This window comes from Alteromonas sp. ABH4_454 (assembly GCF_056311775.1).
Map to the genome: position 1 here is coordinate 3,752,853 of NZ_CM149972.1, position 21,975 is coordinate 3,774,827.

14 protein-coding genes and 8 tRNA genes are annotated in these 21,975 nt (G+C 43.4%); 6 read left to right on the forward strand and 16 right to left on the reverse strand.

Features of this window, described 5'->3' with window-relative positions:
* Positions 1 to 20 precede the first annotated feature (20 nt).
* On the reverse strand, positions 21 to 2,039 hold the full coding sequence (locus tag ACYX4W_RS16435; RefSeq protein ID WP_476073872.1) for a hypothetical protein: 2,019 nt from the start codon (positions 2,037 to 2,039) through the stop codon (positions 21 to 23).
* 300 nt (positions 2,040 to 2,339) lie between these two features.
* On the opposite strand from ACYX4W_RS16435, the gene ACYX4W_RS16440 reads away from it, so the two are divergent.
* Both ACYX4W_RS16440 and olsF read left to right on the forward strand, forming a co-directional pair.
* Positions 2,340 to 3,137, forward strand: coding sequence for a UDP-2,3-diacylglucosamine diphosphatase (locus ACYX4W_RS16440; RefSeq protein WP_476073873.1), 798 nt, complete (start codon positions 2,340 to 2,342; stop codon positions 3,135 to 3,137).
* A 193-nt stretch (positions 3,138 to 3,330) separates the two neighbouring features.
* Positions 3,331 to 5,049 (forward strand): bifunctional ornithine lipid synthase OlsF, encoded by a 1,719-nt coding sequence (olsF, locus tag ACYX4W_RS16445; RefSeq protein ID WP_476056206.1) that lies wholly within the window; start codon positions 3,331 to 3,333, stop codon positions 5,047 to 5,049.
* Positions 5,050 to 5,153: 104 nt separating this feature from the next.
* Here the strand turns inward: olsF and dapE are convergent, their stop codons facing one another.
* The 15 genes from dapE to ACYX4W_RS16520 all read right to left on the reverse strand — a co-directional run bounded on the left by dapE (position 5,154) and on the right by ACYX4W_RS16520 (position 17,182).
* Positions 5,154 to 6,329, reverse strand: a complete 1,176-nt coding sequence (gene dapE / locus ACYX4W_RS16450) for a succinyl-diaminopimelate desuccinylase (RefSeq protein WP_476073874.1) — start codon at positions 6,327 to 6,329, stop codon at positions 5,154 to 5,156.
* A gap of 616 nt (positions 6,330 to 6,945) precedes the next feature.
* The gene (locus ACYX4W_RS16455; RefSeq protein ID WP_474805748.1) at positions 6,946 to 8,838 is read right to left on the reverse strand and encodes a SurA N-terminal domain-containing protein; all 1,893 of its coding nucleotides are present in this window, start codon (positions 8,836 to 8,838) and stop codon (positions 6,946 to 6,948) included.
* A 312-nt stretch (positions 8,839 to 9,150) separates the two neighbouring features.
* Positions 9,151 to 9,423 (reverse strand): nucleoid-associated protein HU-beta, encoded by a 273-nt coding sequence (hupB, locus tag ACYX4W_RS16460; RefSeq protein ID WP_012518978.1) that lies wholly within the window; start codon positions 9,421 to 9,423, stop codon positions 9,151 to 9,153.
* 321 nt (positions 9,424 to 9,744) lie between these two features.
* Positions 9,745 to 12,096 carry an endopeptidase La gene (gene lon, locus ACYX4W_RS16465; RefSeq protein WP_474805745.1) on the reverse strand — a complete coding sequence of 784 codons (2,352 nt, stop codon included), beginning with the start codon at positions 12,094 to 12,096 and terminating at the stop codon, positions 9,745 to 9,747.
* Positions 12,097 to 12,438: 342 nt separating this feature from the next.
* The gene (clpX, locus tag ACYX4W_RS16470) at positions 12,439 to 13,713 is read right to left on the reverse strand and encodes an ATP-dependent protease ATP-binding subunit ClpX (RefSeq protein ID WP_269917387.1); all 1,275 of its coding nucleotides are present in this window, start codon (positions 13,711 to 13,713) and stop codon (positions 12,439 to 12,441) included.
* Positions 13,714 to 13,788: 75 nt separating this feature from the next.
* Positions 13,789 to 14,418 (reverse strand): ATP-dependent Clp endopeptidase proteolytic subunit ClpP, encoded by a 630-nt coding sequence (gene clpP, locus ACYX4W_RS16475; protein WP_118493312.1) that lies wholly within the window; start codon positions 14,416 to 14,418, stop codon positions 13,789 to 13,791.
* A gap of 98 nt (positions 14,419 to 14,516) precedes the next feature.
* Positions 14,517 to 15,821 carry a trigger factor gene (gene tig, locus ACYX4W_RS16480; protein WP_476073875.1) on the reverse strand — a complete coding sequence of 435 codons (1,305 nt, stop codon included), beginning with the start codon at positions 15,819 to 15,821 and terminating at the stop codon, positions 14,517 to 14,519.
* A 357-nt stretch (positions 15,822 to 16,178) separates the two neighbouring features.
* Positions 16,179 to 16,255 (reverse strand) — tRNA-Pro (locus ACYX4W_RS16485).
* A gap of 43 nt (positions 16,256 to 16,298) precedes the next feature.
* A tRNA-Leu gene (locus tag ACYX4W_RS16490) sits at positions 16,299 to 16,383 on the reverse strand.
* Between the two features lie 7 nt (positions 16,384 to 16,390).
* Positions 16,391 to 16,466, reverse strand: a tRNA-His gene (locus tag ACYX4W_RS16495).
* Positions 16,467 to 16,631: 165 nt separating this feature from the next.
* A tRNA-Pro gene (locus ACYX4W_RS16500) sits at positions 16,632 to 16,708 on the reverse strand.
* A gap of 42 nt (positions 16,709 to 16,750) precedes the next feature.
* Positions 16,751 to 16,835: transfer RNA gene (locus ACYX4W_RS16505), tRNA-Leu, on the reverse strand.
* A gap of 6 nt (positions 16,836 to 16,841) precedes the next feature.
* Positions 16,842 to 16,917 (reverse strand) — tRNA-His (locus tag ACYX4W_RS16510).
* Positions 16,918 to 17,004: 87 nt separating this feature from the next.
* Positions 17,005 to 17,081: transfer RNA gene (locus tag ACYX4W_RS16515), tRNA-Arg, on the reverse strand.
* Positions 17,082 to 17,105: 24 nt separating this feature from the next.
* Positions 17,106 to 17,182: transfer RNA gene (locus tag ACYX4W_RS16520), tRNA-Pro, on the reverse strand.
* Between the two features lie 357 nt (positions 17,183 to 17,539).
* Here ACYX4W_RS16520 and folD point away from each other — a divergent pair.
* From folD to ACYX4W_RS16540, 4 genes are all read left to right on the forward strand, one after another.
* Positions 17,540 to 18,394, forward strand: coding sequence for a bifunctional methylenetetrahydrofolate dehydrogenase/methenyltetrahydrofolate cyclohydrolase FolD (gene folD, locus ACYX4W_RS16525; RefSeq protein ID WP_118493308.1), 855 nt, complete (start codon positions 17,540 to 17,542; stop codon positions 18,392 to 18,394).
* Between the two features lie 104 nt (positions 18,395 to 18,498).
* The gene (locus ACYX4W_RS16530; RefSeq protein ID WP_476073876.1) at positions 18,499 to 19,077 is read left to right on the forward strand and encodes a DUF1415 domain-containing protein; all 579 of its coding nucleotides are present in this window, start codon (positions 18,499 to 18,501) and stop codon (positions 19,075 to 19,077) included.
* A 251-nt stretch (positions 19,078 to 19,328) separates the two neighbouring features.
* The gene (gene tsaA, locus ACYX4W_RS16535) at positions 19,329 to 20,048 is read left to right on the forward strand and encodes a tRNA (N6-threonylcarbamoyladenosine(37)-N6)-methyltransferase TrmO (protein WP_476073877.1); all 720 of its coding nucleotides are present in this window, start codon (positions 19,329 to 19,331) and stop codon (positions 20,046 to 20,048) included.
* A gap of 192 nt (positions 20,049 to 20,240) precedes the next feature.
* Positions 20,241 to 21,959 (forward strand): proline--tRNA ligase, encoded by a 1,719-nt coding sequence (locus tag ACYX4W_RS16540; protein WP_476073878.1) that lies wholly within the window; start codon positions 20,241 to 20,243, stop codon positions 21,957 to 21,959.
* Positions 21,960 to 21,975 lie beyond the last annotated feature (16 nt).

The following is a 21,975-nucleotide window of genomic DNA, read 5'->3' on the forward strand; positions in this document are numbered from 1 at the left end:
CTATCTTCACGTTATCAGAATTAAAGAATTGGAAGTGTTAACTTACCCGATGCATTTTCGCCAGCTTTTGTTTGATACTCATAACTAAAAGTCGCACTGACAGGATTTTCCGCAGTGTTGTCCTCTAGATATAGGCTGATTCTATCTCTGTAGATATATTCGCCATCAGCTACTGTTGTACCACTTATATACGAAGTATAAGCCTGATTAGAGATACTTTCATTTTGAGCCACGTTTATTGCAAGCAAACGCTGCATAGAAATGTTTTCATCTCGAACTAGCTCATATCTATTCACAAAAGCGTATTCATTTCCATTTTCAGTGTAACTTTCAAAATTAATAATAAGGTAATTAAGTGATTCAACTGAAGTTGGTAGTAGAATACTCACTGAATTACCAAAATTATTTGCCGAGTTTGCAACCCCGGCTGTATTTTCACTAACGATAACTGAGCCATTAGAATAGTAATTGCTGTTATCTAATTTTAGAGCGTTGATATCGAACTCTGCCGTTTCATCAGCGGGGGTGGTAAATGAATAATCATCACCATAAATATTTGCTGAAACACCACCAGAGGCTGGAGAAACTTCACCAATTGCAAAACGGTAGTTAGTGTTAGTTTGCAATTCTGTTGCTGGAGAAAACGTGTGCTTAACACCACCAAGGTCCACGCTCTGACTAAGCTCTACACTTGCCTCTTCACTCAAAATATAAGTGTAACCATTAGGAACGCTATCATCAGCAGACTCATTGCCGCGAACAATTGAAACTTCGTCGAAAGTCAGGCTAACCGCGTCCAGATCTATGTCAACAGCTTCGCTGTAATACACTGAATAGGCAAAATTAGACGGGTTAACATTCGTAGTAATAACTTCAACGGTTGCTTGGGGCTCAACTTCAGTAGGAACTAGGACTAAGTTAATAATCTCAGAGTCAGCTACTGTGTAATAGCTATTTGACTCAAACCCACTTGTACTAACGTTAATTGAAGTTTCGCCTGTGGCATAACGTGTTGAACGACTGAGATTAATACTGCCTGTCGAATAGGTGATATCACCTACCTGGAAAGAGGACATTTCGAACGAAATACCGCCATCAAATGGAACCACCAACTCATAAGAATCACTTTCTTCATCATATTCAGATGTGTACGTCTCCTCTGACGTACCCATCATGAACTCAGCGCCTGCGATAGGCTCGCCCATACTGTCAATCAGGCTTATTACAACAGTTTTCTCTTCTGCTGCAACTTCATCGTATTGACTAAGACTAATTTCCTCTTCTGAAAACTCACTTGCGTCGTAAATAAATAATGTATCACCAGATATATTCACGTTGCCGATGTTAGTGAAGTCGAAGTCTGCTTCTCCGTCGTTATCTATGTCGATGTTCGCGCGTAATGTAACGTTTAAATCACGTGGCAAAGTTATTTGATAAGTTTGTGTTTCTTCATTGAATTCGCTCTCATGGGCAAAATCAAATACGCTGCTGGTAGATGTCCCCGAAAAAGAAAAACCAATAAAGCTAAGTCCACCGACTGCTTCGCCGCTTTCCGTGTCCGTAACGCTGAACTCTACCTCAACAGGTGTAGATACTCCTATGATGCCAATGTCGTCATATCCTTCACCTGAGCTCACAGGACCAGTAGTGATAAAAAATGCGCGTTCTAAGTAACTTTCATCAGTGGAAGAAACTACAACGGTAAGGTCAGCACTCGCTGGTAAGCCTTCTAAGTTAAAACCGCCATTCTCTGAAGTTACACCTTCAGCAACCACTGTATTTCCTTGATAAACAGCGACGTTTAAGCCCACTAAAGGTACATCAGTGCGTGTATCAACCACAGCGCCTGCCAGCGTAACCGAAGTTTGATTATTTTCGATTTGCTCTGCCAGGAGGCTGTTTTGTTCAGTAAGTACAGAATTTTGTTGATTAAGTGCGTCAACAACTCCGTCGTTACTATCGTCATCAACTTCAATGCACCCTGTAAGAGCGAGGGATACAAAAAGTGGGATCGGTGCGAGCTTTTTATTTATTTTCATGAGTGGCCTCTTAGTTTTTACGTTACATCGCAATAGAAACTAAGGACGAAGAGAGAACGAGAGGATATTAATAACGGTCTGAATACTAAGACTGAACTACCTTGTACGTTACGAAACTTCATCCTTGAAATACCAGAGTATCCGATACGAATTCAATTTGCATGTAATTTGTAACGATAATTGCCCCCCGCTCCTTATACTTTAGATTAAGTTTGTAACACAATGGTCAAGCAAGCGTCACGGTAGTGTCAATTTGCAGACCTATAGTGACGGTCCAAGGCATCGCTTTGGGAAACCACTATGAAAAAAACACACTATCGTACGCTTTGGCTTTCAGATATCCATTTGGGAAATCGCGACTGCAAAGCTGAATACTTACTTTCCTTTCTGGACAGCATCACGGTAGACACTTTGTATTTGGTAGGCGACATTGTTGATATGTGGCAAATGACCAAACAATTTCGCTGGCCAGAGGCGCACAATCAAGTCATGCACAAATTCATGCAAATGAGTCAGGAAGGTACACGTGTAGTGTACTTACCCGGCAATCATGATGAGCCAATTCAATCTTACTCTGGTATGGCCTTTGGCGATATTGAAATAGAGCGTGAGCTGGTGCACACCACGGCACAGGGAAAACGTTACCTGGTTTTACATGGCGATCAGTTCGATGGCGATGTGACCATGGGCAAATTCCATGCTTGGATTGGCGATAAAGGTTATGACCTCTTGCTTTTTCTAAATCGCGAATTCAACCGTTTGCGCGCGTGGCGCAAGCGGGAATACTGGTCACTAGCGGGCTACATTAAAAAGCATATTAAAGGAGCAAATGAAGCCATTGCTCGATATCGCGAAGCATGCTGCAAGCGTGCCGACGATATGGGGCTAGATGGTGTAGTGTGTGGTCATATTCATCACCCTGAAAGTAGTTTTGAAAACGGCATACACTACATTAATGATGGTGACTGGATAGAAAACTGTAGCGCTCTCGCTGAAGACATGAATGGTAATTTATCTCTTATTCATTATCTCGATTCACTAGAATCAGCTACGGTAACATCAATCACAACCAAAACCTCTCGATCAAAAGCTGCGTAGTTACTGCTACTTTTCTGGGGGGCTTACAGGCCCCCTATCACTGCTTTTATTGAACCCTTCTACGCGAAACAAACTTGTCGAGCCAGCATCAATAACATCTTTTTAACACTGTCAAATAACTGCCATCAAACTGTGTAAAAAGCGTCACATTGTCCTGCTATTGTTCGCCAAAACCGAAAGAGAAACAGGTTCTATGTTTACTGTAAACGACGTACTGAACAAGCATTATCCTCAAGTAGCGAACAATCCTATTCTGTTTAAATCGCTGTCTTTCGTATTAAGACACCTTCTTCACGAACGCGAAATTACCGAATTTGGTGAAACCTATCCGCACTATGAAGACATTGATTTTGTAGAACAAGTGTTGGAGTACTTCAATATCAGCTACTCCACCCGTGATGTCGAAAAAGAACGTATTCCAAGCGAAGGCAAAGTGGTAATTATCGCAAACCACCCTATTGGCTCTCTCGATGCCCTTGCGCTAATTAAACTAGTTAGTGAAGTGCGGCACGACTTAAAAGTAGTGGCCAATGAAATGCTCATGGCTATCGAGCCTCTTCACGATATGTTGCTACCAGTAAATAATATGCAGGGTGGCACACCGAAGCAGCATTTATCGGCTATCCAAAAACACCTCAAAAGCGACGGTGCTATATTGATTTTTCCTGCCGGTGAAGTCTCTCGATTACGCCCGCAAGGTGTTCGCGACACGCGATGGCACACTGGCTTTTTGCGTATTGCAAAGCAAGCTAAAGCGCCGATATTGCCGGTTTATATTGACGCTAAAAATAGCCCCCTTTTTTACAGCGTGTCTATGGTATACAAACCACTCGCCACCGCACTGCTGGTTAAAGAAATGTTCAAACAGCGCAAAAAGCATTTACCTATGCGCATTGGCGAACTTATTCCTTTTGAAGCTTACCAGCAAACCAATATTCCGCTAAAAGAGCAGGTAAAGCTGTTTAAGCGCCACCTATATCGCATTGGCAGCAACAAGAAAGGCGTATTTGAAACGCAGGCGTCTATTGCTATGCCCGAAGACAGAAAAGAGCTCGCCCGCGCAATTCGAGAATGTGAGCATCTCGGAGAAACGGGTGATGGAAAGTCTATCTACCTGTATCAGCACAAAAGCTGCTCGCCAATTATGCGTGAGATAGGCCGCTTGCGAGAAGTCGCATTTCGCGCCGTGGGAGAAGGCACCAATAAACGTAGAGATATTGATCAATACGACTCTTACTATTATCACCTTGTGCTATGGGACGACAGCGACTTGGAAATTGTAGGCGCCTATCGCTTTGGCGATGCAGAACTTTTGACAGCGCCCGATCACCCTACGGGACTTTATTCTGCCACTTTATTTAATTATGGCAAAAACAACGACAAACTTTTTAAGGAAGGCCTAGAACTAGGGCGAAGCTTTGTTCAGCCTCGCTACTGGGGCAAACGCAGTTTAGATTACTTGTGGTTTGGTATTGGTGCATTTTTAAGTCGTTATCCCAAATATCGTTATCTATTTGGTGCAGTGTCACTTAGTAATGCCTATCCGGAACCAGCTAAAGACCTATTGGTACAATTTTACTCCACGTATTTCCCTGCAAAGTTTGGTGAAGCGACCTGTAAACGCCCTTATCAAATGGCTAACGATGCGCTACATCAATTCAAAGGTAACGATTACAAAGCCGAATTTACCGAGCTAAAGGATTTATTGGCTAATATGGGCGTTAACGTGCCTACGCTTTATAAGCAATACTCTGAACTGTCCAAAGACGGTGGTGTGGCGTTCCTTGGATTCAATGTCGACCCAGATTTTAACGACTGTATTGATGGCTTGGTAGTGGTTGATATGCAAAGCCTTACCGAGAAGAAACGCAAACGCTATTTAACTGACATTCAGCTTAAAGCCACTGCCTAATGTTTTAGGAAAGAACACGTCTTTTATAAAGCCTACGCAAAAGCTAAAAAGGGAGCGCCTAATTGACGCTCCCTTTTCATTTTTACTAGAAATATCAAATGTAATTATCGACCGCCAATATTTTTAAGAATATCCGTATAGATATCTTCAAGTGTAAGTAAATCCGATAAGTGAATGTGTTCGTTTACCTGATGGATAGTGGTGTTGGGCACACCGACTTCGACAACCTGTGTGTGCTCGCTTGAGAAGAAGCGCCCATCTGACGTGCCGCCGGACGTACTAACTACAGGATAACGACCTGTGGCGGCTTTAATGGATTTCTCAACGCAAGCTATTAGGCAACACTCTGCATTACTATTAGGCTTGCTTAAGTATGCTTCACAGGGCCTTGAAAAGCTGACTTCGGCTTCTACATCAACGGTATTGATGATATTGCGTAGCAAAGCAGATAAGCGCTCTTGATCAAACTGCCACGAGTATCTTACGTTAAACTCTATACGAACAGCACTAGGCACTATGTTATCGGTGAAGCTTCCTGTATCCATATGTGTTACTTGAAGCGTGGTGCCAGGAAAGTCATCGCTTCCTGTATCAAAAGGATATTGAGTTAGTGCATTAACCACTCTACTCGCTTTGTGAATAGCATTCACTGCTGTCTTTGGGTATGCCACATGGCCTTGCTTTCCTGCAATATGGATAGTGCCTGAAAGTGAACCCCTGCGACCAATCTTTATCGTATCGCCAGTTTTAGAAGATGCCGAAGGTTCGCCTACTAGGCACATATCAAGCTGTACATTTTTAGATGCTAAATATTCAGCTATCCATTTAGAGCCCCACTCCGCCTCCCCCTCTTCATCACTGGTGATTAGCCACCAATAAGATATTTTATCAGGATCTAAAGAGGCAATAGTTCGCTCAGTCGCTGCTAGCATAGCTGCAATGCCCGTTTTCATGTCGGCAGCACCGCGCCCATAAAGTTTATTTTTACTTATAACCGGGCTGAAAGGGGGAGATTTCCACTTATCGAGAGGGCCAGGAGGCACGACATCTGTATGGCCGCTAAATGCTAAGTGAACAGGCCCTTGCCCCCATCTGGCGATGAGGTTCTTGACCCCATTAATCTTATGCTTTTCACATGTAAAACCAAGCTTTTCAAGCTTATAGATTAGGTAGCTTTGACAACCCGCATCTATTGGAGTGATAGACTCTCTAGCCATGAGTACTTCGGCAAAGTGAATACTGCGCGCCGGCGCTAAAGAAGGTAAAGGCTGAATTGACATTCACGTAACCCAATTTAGAAACATGGGTCTATTACACAAATTTAAAGTGACACACTAATAACAGATTTGCGACAAAGTCATGACAACATAGCCAAGGCTTTTTCGGCGTGAATGGCCGCAAATAAGAATACTGTAGGCGTATGGAAGTTTCGACCGGCCTCCCTAATATTTGTCTATAGCTCCACACATTGTTATAAATAGGCCACAACTTATAAGAAGGCAGTACTGTGTTAAAAATAATTGTTTTAATACCCCTTATCTTGTCATTACTTTGGTTTGGTTATTTGCAAGCCAATAAATATACTCTTGAACAAGGCAAGCAGGGGTTTCTTTACATATTCGTGCTATCCGGAGTTATTGCTGCGTTTTATACACTCTTGCTGTTTTTAACGCATTAGCTCTTTTTTGCCATAAAGTCTATCTCTTCGCACTAACCCTATGCAGCCTGTGAGATTAGCAAGTAAATTTACCGCAGCATTGATTATGCTGTGCAGCACCAATTAAATAACCACTTAGCAAAATAAGTTAAGCGATCAAAAAAGCCAGCTTTGATTAAAAAGCTGGCTTTTCACTATTTCTAATTGTTACCACCCTACCATCGAGTGGCTGAAGTTGCTTACAATGACTCTGAAATAGTCACGTCAGCATTTGCGCGAAGCGCATCGATGTACTGCTGATAAACACGTTGACCTTGTACTTGAGCAAGACGTTGTTTCAGGCTTTCTCCTAGCTCGTTTTCAAGTTCAGGTGCAGCATTCACGCCTTCTAGCATAACAACTGCAACATCGCCGTTAACTGTTGTTGCCACGTCAACCTTATCTTCACCTTCAAGGCCCAGTGAGAAAAGCGTATCAACCAATGCGCGTGCTAGTGTACCGCCTGCTCTTGGCACTGCTGCTGCCGTTTCCCAAGCTACAGATTTTTCTGCTAGTTCGCTTTCAACACTTTCCTCTGCACGTACTTTCTGTGCAATGTCGAAGGCCCAAGCTTCTGCTGCTTCTTTCGCTTTTTCCGCTTTTACTGATGCTTCAATTCCCTCGCGAACTTCATCTAGTGACTGAGTACGTTGTGGTTGATGCTCAATAACACGTGCAACAACAACTGTTTCGTCATCAAGTTCAATGATGTCGCTGTTAAGACCTTCTTCAACTAGCTCTGATGAGAAAGCAACATCCAGCAAACCGGGGAAGCTTAGTTCCGCAGGCGCCGTATTTCGGCTGAACAGCACAGACTCTTGTATAGGTAGATCTACAGCATTAGCTGCGTCTTCAAGTGTATCTGGCACCTCAAACGCAATCTCAGCTAGGGTATTTTGAAGCTCAAAGTACTTTTCCATCGCCGCATCGTAAAGAAGGGTATCGCGAATTTCACTGGCCACTTCATCGAATGATTTTACTTGCGCTTCTTTTAAATCTGTTAGCTTAATGATGTGAAAGCCAAACTCGGTCTCAACAACGTCAGATACATCACCGACGTTTTCTAAAGCAAACGCAGCTTCATCGAACGCTGGGTCCATCATTTCAGGTGTAATGAAATCTAGGTCACCGCCGTTCTCAGCTGAGAATGTGTCGTCAGAGTTTTCTTCAGCAAGCACTGCAAAGTCGGCACCGTTATCAAGCTCAGTTTTCAATGACTCTGCTTTTGCTTTCGCAGCGTCTTGGTCGTCACCTGCTTCGATAAGGATGTGTGAAACTCGGCGTTCCTCTTCAGTACCATAGCTTCCTAGGTTATTGTCGTAATAGGTACGTACTGCTTCTTCATCTACAGAAACGCGACCTTTTAGATCTTCAACACTTAGTTTTACATAAGCCAGTTTCACCTGCTCTTCAGTATCGAAAGAGGCAATATTGTTGTTGTAGAACGCTTCAACATCAGCATCTGTTACTTCGATAGAACTGGCAAATTCGTCAGAGCTCACTAATACGTATTTCGCATCACGAGTTTGACGTTGAAGGGCATTAGCCTGCTGCACTTCACCGTCTAGAGAAAATGAAGAATTCGTTAACGCTGCAGCCAATTGATTCTGAGTCATCTGCGTTCTTAGGTAGTCGCGGAAGTCTGCAACTTGAAAACCATTTTGACGGAGAATAGCTTGGAAACGCTCGTTATCAAACTGACCACCAAACTGAAATTCAGGCATTTGCACTATCGTTTCACGAATTTGTTCATCGCTTACGCGCAAGCCCATATCGGTAGCTTGTTGCTGAATCAGTTTTTCAGCAATAAGTCTGTCCAGTACATTTTTTCTAAAATCTGCGAGATATTCTTCGCTAGAGAAAAGCTGCGCGATGCTTTCGCCGTACTGTGACTCCATTTGTGCACGCTGGTTTTGGTATGCACGTTCTAGTTCTTGTGCCGAAATTTCTTCGCCGTTTACAGTTGCTACTGCTGTAGTGCCTGATGATGTTAGGTAGCTACCTACACCTGCGAATACGAAACTTAAAACGATAAGCGCAATAATCGCCATCGCCCAAGGGCCTTGAGAACCTTCTCTGATTCTTTCTAGCATGATTGTTCTTCAACTCCGTTGCTTACTACAATTACCCTAACCCATCACTTGCGGGCGAGCTCAAGGTAAAATAAGCGATGATTATAACCCAATGCCGCCGAATATAAACGCCAAAACAAACTATTTGTAATGTCTTTCGTCAAGTTAAGGCGTTTCTCTGACATGTATGAAAATCGGCATGCCTAAAGGGGAAATTCTTACTCTTAAAATATTGGGGTCAGAGTCGTTACTCTGACCCCAATATTGAATTCTTTGCTTTAGAAATAAAAAAGGCGATGGACTAGCCATCGCCTTTTTCTATAATTTTTTTGCTTAGTTACAAGCGTCTTTCAGTGCTTTACCAGCTTTGAAAGATGGAACTTTCGCTGCTGAAATCTGAATAGTCTCACCAGTTTGTGGGTTACGACCACTGCGAGCTGAACGTTCGCGAACTGAGAAAGTACCAAAGCCTACTAGTGCAACTTGGTCGCCGTCTTTTAGCGCCGCAGTTACTGAGTCAGTGAATGCGTCAAGAGCGCGGCCAGCTGCTGCTTTAGAAATGTCTGCACCAGCAGCGATTTGGTCGATAAGTTGAGACTTGTTCACAATTAGATCCCCTTCGATTGTTATTATACTGTTTGTCCAAAACGATTTTGCTTGAACGTTATAGCAAGCTTGATCGTTAACATCAAGCTTCAGTCACAAATAATTAACTTTTTAAATGAATCGCTGCAATCCCTTTTGTGGCAAGGCTTCAAGCGAATACCACTTAAAGGTAACACAACTTTTGCGACATGAAAGCCCTATTTTCAAAAAAATAAGCTTTTCTTTCGTCTAATGCGCATAATTTAGTCAATTATTGCATTTTTATAGCAAAAACAAGGCTGCACGCCTTTAAAATTAAAGGTATGCAGCTATACGTGTAAGTTACTTTTTAACCACTTCGAAACTTTCAACAGGCTCCTGAAGCGCAATATCAAGAACATCATCAATCCATTTAACCGGGTGAATTGATAAATCTTTCTTCACATTGTCTGGAATTTCTTCCAGATCACGCTCGTTGTCCTTTGGAATAACCACGGTTTTGATGCCACCACGGTGTGCTGCAAGTAACTTTTCTTTTAGACCACCAATAGCAAGTACTTCACCGCGAAGAGTAATTTCCCCCGTCATGGCAACATCACACTTCACAGGGTTACCTGTTAGTGAAGATACTAAAGCGGTACACATTGCAATACCTGCGCTTGGGCCATCTTTTGGTGTTGCACCTTCAGGAACGTGCACATGAATATCACGCTTCTCATAAAAGTCATCATTAATGCGAAGCTTTTCAGCGCGACTTCTTACCACTGTCATCGCCGCCTTAATTGACTCCTGCATGACATCGCCCAAAGAGCCTGTAGAAGTCATTTTTCCTTTACCTGGAACCGATGTGGTTTCAATGGTCAGTAGGTCGCCCCCAACTTGCGTCCAAGCTAAACCGGTAACTTGACCGATTTGGTTGTCTTTGTCGGCTTTGCCGTAGTCAAAGCGCTGAACACCAAGATAGTCTTTAAGATTATCTTGAGTAACAACCACCTTATCTTTGCTTTTCGTAAGTAAGATATCTTTAACCGCTTTACGACATACCTTAGACACTTCGCGCTCTAAGCTTCTAACACCCGCTTCACGCGTGTAGTAACGAATCATGCCTATAACAGCAGAATCTGTAATCTCAAGCTCTTTCGCTTTAAGGCCGTTGCGCTCCATTTGCTTACCAATTAAATGGTTCTTCGCAATGTTAAGCTTTTCGTCTTCGGTATAACCAGACAGTCGAATTACTTCCATACGGTCAAGCAACGGACCAGGGATATTCATGCTGTTAGAGGTTGCGACGAACATAACGTCAGATAGATCGTAATCAACTTCTAAATAATGGTCGCTAAAGCTGTTGTTCTGCTCAGGGTCAAGTACCTCTAGCAAGGCTGACGCTGGATCTCCTCGCATGTCTGATGACATCTTATCGATTTCATCAAGCAAGAATAGTGGGTTTTTAACCCCGACTTTCGCCATTTTTTGAACGAGTTTACCCGGCAGTGAGCCTATGTAGGTACGACGGTGACCACGTATCTCGGCCTCGTCTCGCACGCCGCCCAAGGCCATACGGACATATTTACGTCCCGTCGCTTTAGCGACAGACTGGCCAAGCGAGGTTTTACCTACACCTGGAGGCCCCACAAGACATAGAATTGGGCCTTTAAGCTTTTTAACACGCTGCTGAACCGCTAGGTATTCAAGAATACGTTCTTTTACCTTTTCTAGGCCGTAATGGTCTTCGTTAAGCACATCTTCAGCCCGTGAAAGATCTTTCTTCACCGGCGAGCGCTTATTCCAAGGAACACTAGTAAGCCAATCAATGTAGCTTCGAAGAACAGTAGCTTCTGCTGACATCGGTGACATCATTTTTAACTTTTGAAGTTCAGCTTTCGCCTTATCTTCTGCCTCTTTCGGCATTTTCGCGTCGGCAATCTTTTTAGATAGTGCCTCGAACTCATCGGGCGCATCGTCTAACTCACCCAATTCTTTTTGAATGGCTTTCATTTGCTCATTCAAATAATATTCGCGCTGGCTTTTTTCCATTTGCTTTTTAACGCGGGTGCGAATTTTCTTTTCCACCTGCAGCAAATCAATTTCGCCTTCCATCAGTGCCATCAAATACTCAAGGCGCTCATTAACACCCTGCATTTCTAGCACTTTTTGCTTTTCAGTAAGCTTTAGAGGCATGTGCGCAGCCATGGTATCTGCTAGACGCGCCGCATCTTCAATCCCATTAAGTGAAGTCAGTACTTCTGGCGGGATTTTCTTATTCAGTTTCACATAGCCTTCAAACTGTGAGACTGCAGAGCGAATCAAGACTTCTTGCTCACTCTCATCAATGCCTTCATCTTCTAACTTATCAACGTTAGCGACAAAGAAAGGCTCTGATTGTTTATAGCTTTCGATTGCACCACGTACGCTACCCTCTACAAGTACCTTTACAGTACCGTCAGGAAGCTTTAAAAGCTGTAGGATAGTAGCAATGGTACCTACAGTGTAAATATCGTCTGCTTCAGGCTCATCAACGCCCGCGTCTTTTTGTGCTACTAGAAAAATTTGTTTGTCATTATCCATTGCCGCTTCAAGGCAACGGATTGATTTCTCACGCCCAACAAATAGGGGTATGACCATATGCGGGTAAACAACCACGTCCCGCAAGGCAAGCACAGGAATTTCAATGCGATTTTCACGCTCAACTGTCATACTTGTTCTCAATTAGTTTGAAATGTCATTTTTATATGGGGATGCAAGAGCAAAGTTCAATCGAAACTTATTAAAGTGTGTTAATTCCTTAACCTTACCTTCCCTGCTCTAGGGCCAGTCGACCTTAATATAACCATTATCGATTTTGCACCGAATGGCAACACAAAACTAAAAATTCTAGTAGAAAGGATAGCTTTACTGCTTGTATTCGCTTAAATATCAACCACCTTCAATATTACTTCATCAGTTGCTGTCAGTTATCAAGAGGTTACTTACGACCAATTATCAACCTTTAGAAACAAAAAAAGGTCCCGCAGGACCTTTTTTGAATCAAGCTAACATCTATTCAGATGCGGCCTTTTTCTCATTACTGTCGTAAATCAAAATAGGTTTCGATTCACCACGAATTACCGTTTCATCGATAACCACTTTGCTTACGTCTTCCATTGAAGGAAGATCGTACATGGTATCAAGCAAAACCGCTTCAACAATTGAGCGAAGGCCGCGAGCGCCGGTTTTGCGTTCCATTGCCTTTTTAGCAATAGCGTTAAGTGCATCGTCACGGAACTCAAGTTCAACGTCTTCCATAGAGAACAATGCACCATACTGTTTGGTGATTGCATTCTTAGGTTCACGTAAAATTTGAATTAGCGCCTCTTCGTTCAACTCTTCAAGGCTGGTAACCACAGGAAGACGACCGATGAATTCTGGAATTAACCCGTATTTCACTAAGTCTTCAGGTTCAACCTGTTTGAACAGTTCGCTAATTTGCTTACTGTTGTCTTTAGACTTAACCGTAGCACCAAATCCAATACCTGTGTCTTTCTGCGCACGCTGCTCGATAACTTTATCGAGGCCCGCAAACGCACCACCACAGATAAACAGTATTTTTGAAGTATCAACTTGCAAAAACTCTTGCTGAGGGTGCTTACGTCCACCTTGCGGAGGAACCGACGCAACCGTACCTTCAATCAACTTAAGAAGCGCTTGCTGAACACCTTCACCCGATACGTCACGGGTAATTGATGGATTGTCAGACTTACGAGAGATCTTGTCGATTTCGTCAATGTAAACAATACCGCGCTGTGCTTTCTCTACGTCGTAATCACACTTCTGAAGTAGTTTTTGAATGATATTCTCAACATCTTCACCCACATAGCCCGCTTCCGTCAGCGTGGTTGCGTCAGCCATTGTGAACGGCACGTCAAGTAAACGTGCAAGCGTTTCTGCTAATAGTGTTTTACCACTACCGGTAGGGCCAATTAACAGAATGTTACTTTTGCCTAATTCAACGCCTTCGTGAACATCGCCATTGCGCAAACGCTTGTAGTGGTTATAAACCGCTACTGATAGTACCTTCTTCGCATGTTCTTGGCCGATAACATAATCGTCAAGATGAGCATGAATTTCAGTTGGTTTAGGTAAAGCGTCCTGCTTTTGCTTAGGCGCGATTTCCTTAATTTCTTCGCGAATGATATCGTTACATAACTCAACACACTCGTCGCAAATAAATACCGACGGGCCTGCTATTAACTTTCTTACTTCGTGTTGGCTTTTGCCACAAAACGAACAGTACAGTAGCTTGTTATCACCGTCACCGCTTTGCTTATCACTCATTACTTTTGCCTCTGCCTTACCCGAGCCGAAAACCAAATTCGTGCTATGCACTGGCCCGGGTCATCTATAACTATACTACTTAGTTCCGGCTACGTCAGATCGATTTGCTAAAACTTGGTCAACCAGGCCGTAATCTTTTGCCTCGGTTGCGCTTAAAAAGTTATCACGGTCTGTGTCGCGCGCGACTTTTTCATAGTCTTGACCAGTATGGTCTGCCATTAGGCGATTCAACTTCTCTTTAATAGACAGAATTTCTTTCGCATGTATTTCAAAATCAGATGCCTGACCTTGGAAACCACCAAGAGGTTGGTGAATCATAACGCGAGAGTTAGGTAGACAATAACGCTTACCTTTTGCTCCTGCAGAGAGTAGAAATGCGCCCATGCTCGCAGCTTGGCCCATACACACTGTGCTCACGTCTGGCTTGATAAATCTCATTGTGTCATAGATTGCCATACCAGCAGTCACTGACCCGCCCGGCGAGTTAATGTATAGGAAAATATCTTTCTCTGGGTTTTCAGCTTCTAAGAACAACATTTGAGCAACGATGAGGTTGGCCATGTGATCTTCAACTTGTCCTACTAAGAAAATTACGTTTTCTTTTAAAAGACGAGAGTAAATGTCGTATGAGCGCTCACCTTTTGAGGTTTGCTCAACAACCATAGGAACAAGTGCATTCATTGGGTCAAACGGGGTATTAGTCATAGCTACCTTGATTATCTAGCGTTAAAAACAAAAATGCTCGGAAGGCTCCGAGCATTTAAGCAGTTGCTGACAAGTATTGTCAATCAGACAGTAAAAAATTACGCCTGTTTGTTCATAACCTCGTCAAAAGCTTTAGTTACTTCAGTAACTTTTGCTTGCTCAAGAACCCACTCAATCGCTTGTTCTTCTAGCGCAACGTTTTGCATTTGCTGCATAAGCTCTTGATTGTTGTTGTAGTAGTCAACAACTTCTTGTGGATCTTCATACGCAGAAGCTGCAGTTTCGATCATCTCGTTAACTTTAGCTTCGTCTGCTTTTAGTTCGTTTTCTTTGATTACTTCACCTAGAAGTAGACCAATAGATACGCGACGCTTAGCGTTGTCAGTAAACAGTTCCGCAGGAAGGTCTGGAAGGTTCTGACCACCGCCTTGTTGGCTGAAACGTTGCTTCGCTTGCTCGCGTAGCGCGTTTACTTCTTGATCGATAAGCGCTTGAGGAATATCAATCTCGTTAGCTTCAACAAGTTTAGAGATTACGTCTTCTTTAACTTGTGCTTTAAGCGTTTGGTCTAGCTCACGCTGCATGTTCTTACGAACTTCAGCTTTAAGTGCGTCAACGCCGCCTTCTTCAACACCGAATAGCTTAGCAAACTCTTCGTCAACTTTTGGAAGGTCTAGACCTTCTACTTTCTTAACTGTAGCTTGGAAAACTGCGTCTTTACCTTTTAGGTTTTCAGCATGGTAATCTTCTGGGAAAGTAACTTCGATAGTTACTTCTTCACCCGCTTTCGCGCCAACTAGTGGTTTCTCGAAACCTGGGATCATGCGATCTTTGCCAAGTTCTAGTGCGAAATCTTCTGCTTTTCCACCTTCGAACTCTTCGCCGTCGATAGAGCCAACGAAATCGATGATAACTTTGTCGTCTTTCTTCGCTTTACGCTTAACTTCTTTCCAAGATGCGTGCTGCTTTTGAAGCGTTTCCATCATGTTATCAAGATCTGCATCAGTAATTTCTACTACTGGCTTTTCGATTTCGATATCGCTAACACCTTTCACTTCTACTTCTGGGTAAACTTCGAAAGATGCTACAAATTCTAGGTCCTGACCGTCTTCGTCTTTAGTCAGTTCAAACTTTGGCATACCAGCAGGCTGAATCTTTTCTTGAATGACTGCTTGGTAGAAGTTTTGCTGCATAACATCGCCAGCAACTTCTTGGCGAACTGCCAGGCCGAAACGCTTTTTGATTACGCTTACAGGAACTTTACCTGGACGGAAGCCGTTGATGCGTTGTGTTTTTGCCAACTGCTGTAGGCGTGACTTAACTGCTGAATCAACCGTGTCAGATGGAACGGTGATAGTAAGACGGCGTTCTAAACCCTGGGTCGTCTCGACTGAAACTTGCATTATGTTACCTCAACTATACGCCTCTATAGGCGTTTTGTTCTCAATCCCCTCTCCCGTCATGCATTAATTGCATATCACTCCGGGGTAGAAGGTCGTTATTCGACGTTTATAAAATCAAAGTTAGGACACAAAATCGTGCCACAAAGCCAACCTGAAACAAACGTACTGGTTAAAAAAAGACGCGGTAGTATACAGCCGCACACCACAAGAGTCGAGAGGGAAACACAAGTTTGTAACAACCAATCGAACGCATTTTAAGCAAATTGCGAAACTAGTAAGAAAAATAGATTGAAAAACGACTTTGACTAGCGGTTTGGGACGCTATTTGAAGAGGACAAAAGAAAAAATAAGAAATAATGGTCGGTGAGACAGGATTTGAACCTGCGACCCCTTGTACCCAAAACAAGTGCGCTACCAAGCTGCGCCACTCACCGATATAGATATCTCTTTAAAGACTCTTGAAGAGTCTTGAGAATATGGTGCGGAAGGAGAGACTTGAACTCTCACGCCGTGAAGCACTGGAACCTAAATCCAGCGTGTCTACCAATTCCACCACTTCCGCAAAAAAGTGGGGTGGACGATGGGACTTGAACCCACGACAACCGGAATCACAATCCGGGGCTCTACCAACTGAGCTACGCCCACCATAGTAATCCTGTGTTTGTCTACGTGTGAATTGATAAACACATAAACAACTATCGAACTGTCAGGATCTCACTTTACTGCTCGATAGCCTGGTTTGACTTTAATTCAACACTCTTTGGTTTACTCGCTGAGCTATGAATTATTGCTAAGTCAAATAAGCATAAATGGTCGGTGAGACAGGATTTGAACCTGCGACCCCTTGTACCCAAAACAAGTGCGCTACCAAGCTGCGCCACTCACCGACAAGAATGCTTAAGGTAAGCTTTTAAAAAAGCTTGAAAATATGGTGCGGAAGGAGAGACTTGAACTCTCACGCCGTGAAGCACTGGAACCTAAATCCAGCGTGTCTACCAATTCCACCACTTCCGCTAAAAGTGGGGTGGACGATGGGACTTGAACCCACGACAACCGGAATCACAATCCGGGGCTCTACCAACTGAGCTACGCCCACCATAGGGTGTGTTGCAATCTACAAGCTTTATATTAGCAATATAGATACAAAAATTCTGCCTTGCTATCAGGACCTACCTGACTCGCATGGCGCGCCCGGCAGGATTCGAACCTGCGACCCACGGCTTAGAAGGCCGTTGCTCTATCCAGCTGAGCTACGGGCGCTTGGCGAATCTTCGCTGCAAAAAGTGGTCGGTGAGACAGGATTTGAACCTGCGACCCCTTGTACCCAAAACAAGTGCGCTACCAAGCTGCGCCACTCACCGACTGTCGTATCGACCAAGACGCATAAGCCTCTGTGCCGTTACGGGGTGCGAATATTACTGACATCCCCCCACCTCGTCAAACACTTTTTTAAATAAAATCGCCAACCGCTCACAAAGCACTCATTATCATGTTTTTTTGTACAATTCCGCTTCTATTTCGCTACTTTTAACCACGCTGAGCAACCCGTAAACGAGTTTGTCGTATTGATGTTACGAGAAAAGTTATTTGTTCAACTTATTGATGTTCGATGGCAATCAATAACTACTATCTAATAATTGCTAGAGTATACCCCCTGTTTTATGAAACAATATAGGGCACTTGTTGACCACCCAACCATATAAGAATCGTACAAGACTATGACCGCTCATCTTATTGACGGCAAATTAATTGCCAAGCAAGTTCGCCAACACGTAACCTCCTATGTTGAGTCACTTACCCAAGCAGGCAAAAGACAGCCAGGTCTCGCCGTTGTCCTCGTAGGCAGTGATGCCGCTTCTCAAGTTTATGTTTCAAATAAGCGTAAAGCCTGTGAAGAAGTAGGATTTGTTTCTCGCTCTTTCGACCTTCCTTCAGACACTACGGAAGAAACCTTGCTTAACTTAGTAGATGAGCTCAACGAAGATAAAGAGATAGACGGTATTCTTGTGCAACTTCCACTACCTGCAGGTCTCAACGCAGAGAAAGTATTAGAGCGTATTCACCCTCATAAAGATGTTGATGGCTTCCATCCCTATAACATTGGTCGTCTTGCTCAACGTATTCCCGCTTTGCGTCCTTGTACACCTAAGGGCATCATGACCATGATAGAGTCTACCAAACGCCCTGTTAAGGGCTTAGACGCGGTTATAGTAGGCGCATCTAACATTGTAGGCCGCCCTATGAGTCTTGAATTATTGTTAGCAGGCTGCACCGTCACTACCTGCCACAAGTTCACCCAAGACCTTAAAAGTCATGTCCAGCGTGCAGACTTACTTGTCGTAGCAGTAGGTAAACCTAATTTTATACCTGGCGACTGGGTTAAACCCGGCGCGATTGTAATTGATGTAGGCATTAATCGTCTTAATGATGGCTCGTTAATTGGCGACGTCGATTTTGAAAAAGCCAAAGAGCGTGCAGGCTGGATAACCCCTGTACCTGGCGGTGTCGGCCCTATGACAGTTGCAAGTTTGATAGAAAACACGCTTGAGGCATACGTTAAGTTTCATTCCTAAAGCACTAAGATTCACTCAAATTTTAAAGGCAGAAATTAAATTTCTGCCTTTTTGCTTTATACTCCCCTCTCGTTGAATACAGACCTAAATTGAATAACTTCTTTATGGCAGAACCAATATCTCCGTTGAGCGAACAACACGTAATTGATGCAACACTTAAGTGGGTTGATGATATTGTGATAAAGCACAATTTCTGCCCCTTTGCGCGCTATGTAAGAACACCAAATCAAATTCGTTGTAAAGTAATAGCGGGGGATGCAGGGGACGTTATTCAATCTTTGTACGATGAACTTCGCCACTTGGAAGAGAATGAAAGCACCGCCACCACGCTTATTGCACTGACACATCCAACCCTTGATGATTTTGATGAGTATCTTGATGTGCTAGCTATTGGCGATAATATGCTGCATGACTGGGGGTACAGCGGTACCTATCAACTCGCGAGCTTTCACCCTGACTATGTTTTTGACGGTAGCGATTCTAACGATGCTGAAAACTACACGAACCGTTCCCCCTACCCGCTTTTACATTTAATTCGCGAAGCAGACATTACTCGCTATATGAAAAAAGAAGAGGATGCGGAAAAGATATTCAGTCATAACATTGATAAGGCGCGGGCACTAGGCTGCCCTTATTTTAAGAACGCATTGGAAACAATGAAAAAAGATAAGCCTGCGCAGTAAAACACAAGTGTTTTTATTTGCTCTGCTATGCACACAAGTTTTGTAAACTGGTGCTAGAAAAAGTCCTAGTGCAATAACTGTTCAGGCCCAATAATGTTGGATTAATCCAGGGAACCCAAATAAACATCCCATTCGTGAACCGAAAAAATGCTGTATTTGGTTCAAGTTTTCACTTGCACTGTTACATTACCTGTTAAGTATGAGAGTAATATGACAGCAAAAATTATTTTCAATTAGGTTAAAGCAGACCCGTGACTCCCCCAACTTCATTTACTGTATCGACAATCGCAACTATCGCTACGCCTTTCAAACAAAAGTTTGCCATCCCGAGGCAACCTAACTTAGCAAAAGCTCATGGGGTAATTGCCTTTGAAGAAGGGTTTAACGATATCCATATGCTAAAGGGGATAGAAAGTTATAGTCATCTATGGCTGCTTTTTATCTTTCATCAGAATATTGAGCGCGGTTGGAAAAATACAGTAAAGGCGCCTCGGCTAGGCGGCAATGCCACTATGGGTGTATTAGCGACTCGCAGCACTCATCGACCGAACAGCATTGGCATGTCTGTTGTTAAAAATAAAGGGCTAGTGCACGATAACGGCAAAACGCATTTACTTGTAGAAGGCGTTGATTTAGTAGACGGTACGCCACTTGTCGATATTAAACCCTACATCGGTTACGCAGATAGTGTTCCAAACGCGAGCGATAAGCTTGACGAAATCAGCCCCATTCCCCAACGCCACGTAGCGTTCTTAGATACGCTCAAGCCAACGCTTTCTGAAATAGACAAAAAGTACAGCGACTTTACCGCTTTAGTTACAGCAGTACTGGCGCAAGATCCACGCCCAGCGTATAAACAAAAACTGGATAACGACGAGAAAACCTATCGCGTTACCCTGTACGATATTGATGTAGGTTTTAAAGTGAAAAATAATGTCATTTGGGTTACTGAGTTCGTTCACTTAGGATAATTGCACTTTTAGTGTCAACAGTCTGTGGCGAAATGGCTCACAGTTAATTAGAATACCGCCAAACGTGTGATGGTCACTCTTTAGTTAACGCATTTAGCAATTATTTCGTAAATTACATAATGCGTACAACTTATTGCAGAAGGCCAGCACACAAACAGTCTTAATACATTGAAAACAGGATACCTGCTTTACATGCGCACTAGTCAATATTTGCTTGCCACGCAGAAAGAAACACCTGCTGATGCAGAGGTTATCAGCCACCAGCTTATGCTGAGAGCTGGTATGATAAGAAAGCTTGCCTCAGGTCTTTACACGTGGCTGCCGTCAGGTCTTCGTGTACTTAATAAAGTAGCCAATATTGTTCGTGAAGAAATGAACAAAGCAGGCGCAATTGAAGTGCTTATGCCCGTTGTTCAGCCTGCTGACCTGTGGGAAGAGTCTGGACGCTGGGAAGAATACGGCCCAGAACTGCTTCGTGTTAAAGACCGCCATCAGCGCGACTTTGTATTAGGCCCAACTCACGAAGAGGTAGTTACAGCTCTTGTACGCAATGAAATTAGTAGCTACAAGCAACTTCCACTGAACCTGTATCAAATCCAGACTAAATTCCGCGACGAAGTTCGTCCTCGTTTTGGTATTATGCGCGGTCGTGAATTTACCATGAAAGATGCATATAGCTTTCACTTAGAAGAAAGCTGTTTGGAAGAAACCTACCAGAAAATGTATAACGCTTACTGCAACATCTTTTCGCGTATGGGCCTAGACTTCAGAGCAGTAATTGCTGATTCAGGCTCAATCGGTGGAAATCATTCTCATGAGTTTCATGTGCTAGCTGACTCTGGTGAAGACGCCATTGCATTCTCATCAGGCAGCGACTACGCGGCTAACGTTGAAATGGCCGCCGCTGTGGCGCCAGAAAAAGCACAAGCAACCGGTGCAGCGGTAGAAACTAAAGATGCCAAAGGCAAAGATTTCGAAAAAATACTAAAGAGTATTGATGCCGATATAACAAATGCCGTGAAAGTTGTTGTGGTAAAAGCGGCGAACGCTACGGATGACAAAGGCGAAGAAGTACACGCAGACAACTGGGTTGCATTAGTACTACGCGCTGACCACGAATTAAATGATATTAAAGCAGAGAAAATTGAAGGTGTTGCTACCCCGCTGGTTGAAGCGTCATTCGACAAAGCGAAAGAAGTGCTTGGTGTAGTACCCTATTTTGCAGACGCAACTAACCTTCCAATCCCAGCTTACGTGGATGCGAGTGCTGCAGCCCTAGCAGATTTTACAACAGGCGCTGGCGCTGGCGGTAAAATGAATATCAACGTAAATTGGTCTGATGATATTTCTGGGGTAGATATTCGCAATGTCGTCGCTGGCGATGCGGCTCCTGACGGTAAAGGCACACTTGATATTAAGCGCGGTATCGAAGTGGGTCATATCTTCCAACTTGGCAGCAAATATTCAGAAGCTATGAATTGCGGTGTGCTTAGTGAATCAGGTAAGCACCAGACGCTTACTATGGGCTGTTACGGTATTGGTGTATCACGTATTGTTGCTGCAGCTATCGAGCAAAATCACGATAAATTTGGCATAAAGTGGCCAGATCCTATTGCACCGTTTAAAATTGCATTAATACCTATGAATATGCACAAGTCTCACCGCATTAAAGAAGCTGCAGAAGCGCTTTACGAAGAGCTTGTTGCCCTTGGCGTAGAAGTGCTGTTTGACGACAGGAAAGAGCGCCCGGGTGTAATGTTCAATGACATGGAATTAATTGGCATACCTCACAGCATTGTCATTGGTGAAAGAAATCTGGATAATCAACAGGTTGAATATAAAAATAGACGTACTGGCGAGAAACAGTTATTAGATCTCAGCGCAGCAAAAGATTTTGTAGCCGCTCTCTAAAACCTGAACTTGCCCA

Bases quoted from the DNA above. Each gene is read 5' to 3' on its own strand.
- ACYX4W_RS16435 (WP_476073872.1), bottom strand. From the start codon at position 2,039: ATGAAAATAAATAAAAAGCTCGCACCGATCCCACTTTTTGTATCCCTC.
- ACYX4W_RS16440 (WP_476073873.1), top strand. From the start codon at position 2,340: ATGAAAAAAACACACTATCGTACGCTTTGGCTTTCAGATATCCATTTG.
- olsF (WP_476056206.1), top strand. From the start codon at position 3,331: ATGTTTACTGTAAACGACGTACTGAACAAGCATTATCCTCAAGTAGCG.
- dapE (WP_476073874.1), bottom strand. From the start codon at position 6,329: ATGTCAATTCAGCCTTTACCTTCTTTAGCGCCGGCGCGCAGTATTCAC.
- ACYX4W_RS16455 (WP_474805748.1), bottom strand. From the start codon at position 8,838: ATGCTAGAAAGAATCAGAGAAGGTTCTCAAGGCCCTTGGGCGATGGCG.
- lon (WP_474805745.1), bottom strand. From the start codon at position 12,096: ATGACAGTTGAGCGTGAAAATCGCATTGAAATTCCTGTGCTTGCCTTG.
- clpX (WP_269917387.1), bottom strand. From the start codon at position 13,713: ATGAGTGATAAGCAAAGCGGTGACGGTGATAACAAGCTACTGTACTGT.
- clpP (WP_118493312.1), bottom strand. From the start codon at position 14,418: ATGACTAATACCCCGTTTGACCCAATGAATGCACTTGTTCCTATGGTT.
- tig (WP_476073875.1), bottom strand. From the start codon at position 15,821: ATGCAAGTTTCAGTCGAGACGACCCAGGGTTTAGAACGCCGTCTTACT.
- folD (WP_118493308.1), top strand. From the start codon at position 17,540: ATGACCGCTCATCTTATTGACGGCAAATTAATTGCCAAGCAAGTTCGC.
- ACYX4W_RS16530 (WP_476073876.1), top strand. From the start codon at position 18,499: ATGGCAGAACCAATATCTCCGTTGAGCGAACAACACGTAATTGATGCA.
- ACYX4W_RS16540 (WP_476073878.1), top strand. From the start codon at position 20,241: ATGCGCACTAGTCAATATTTGCTTGCCACGCAGAAAGAAACACCTGCT.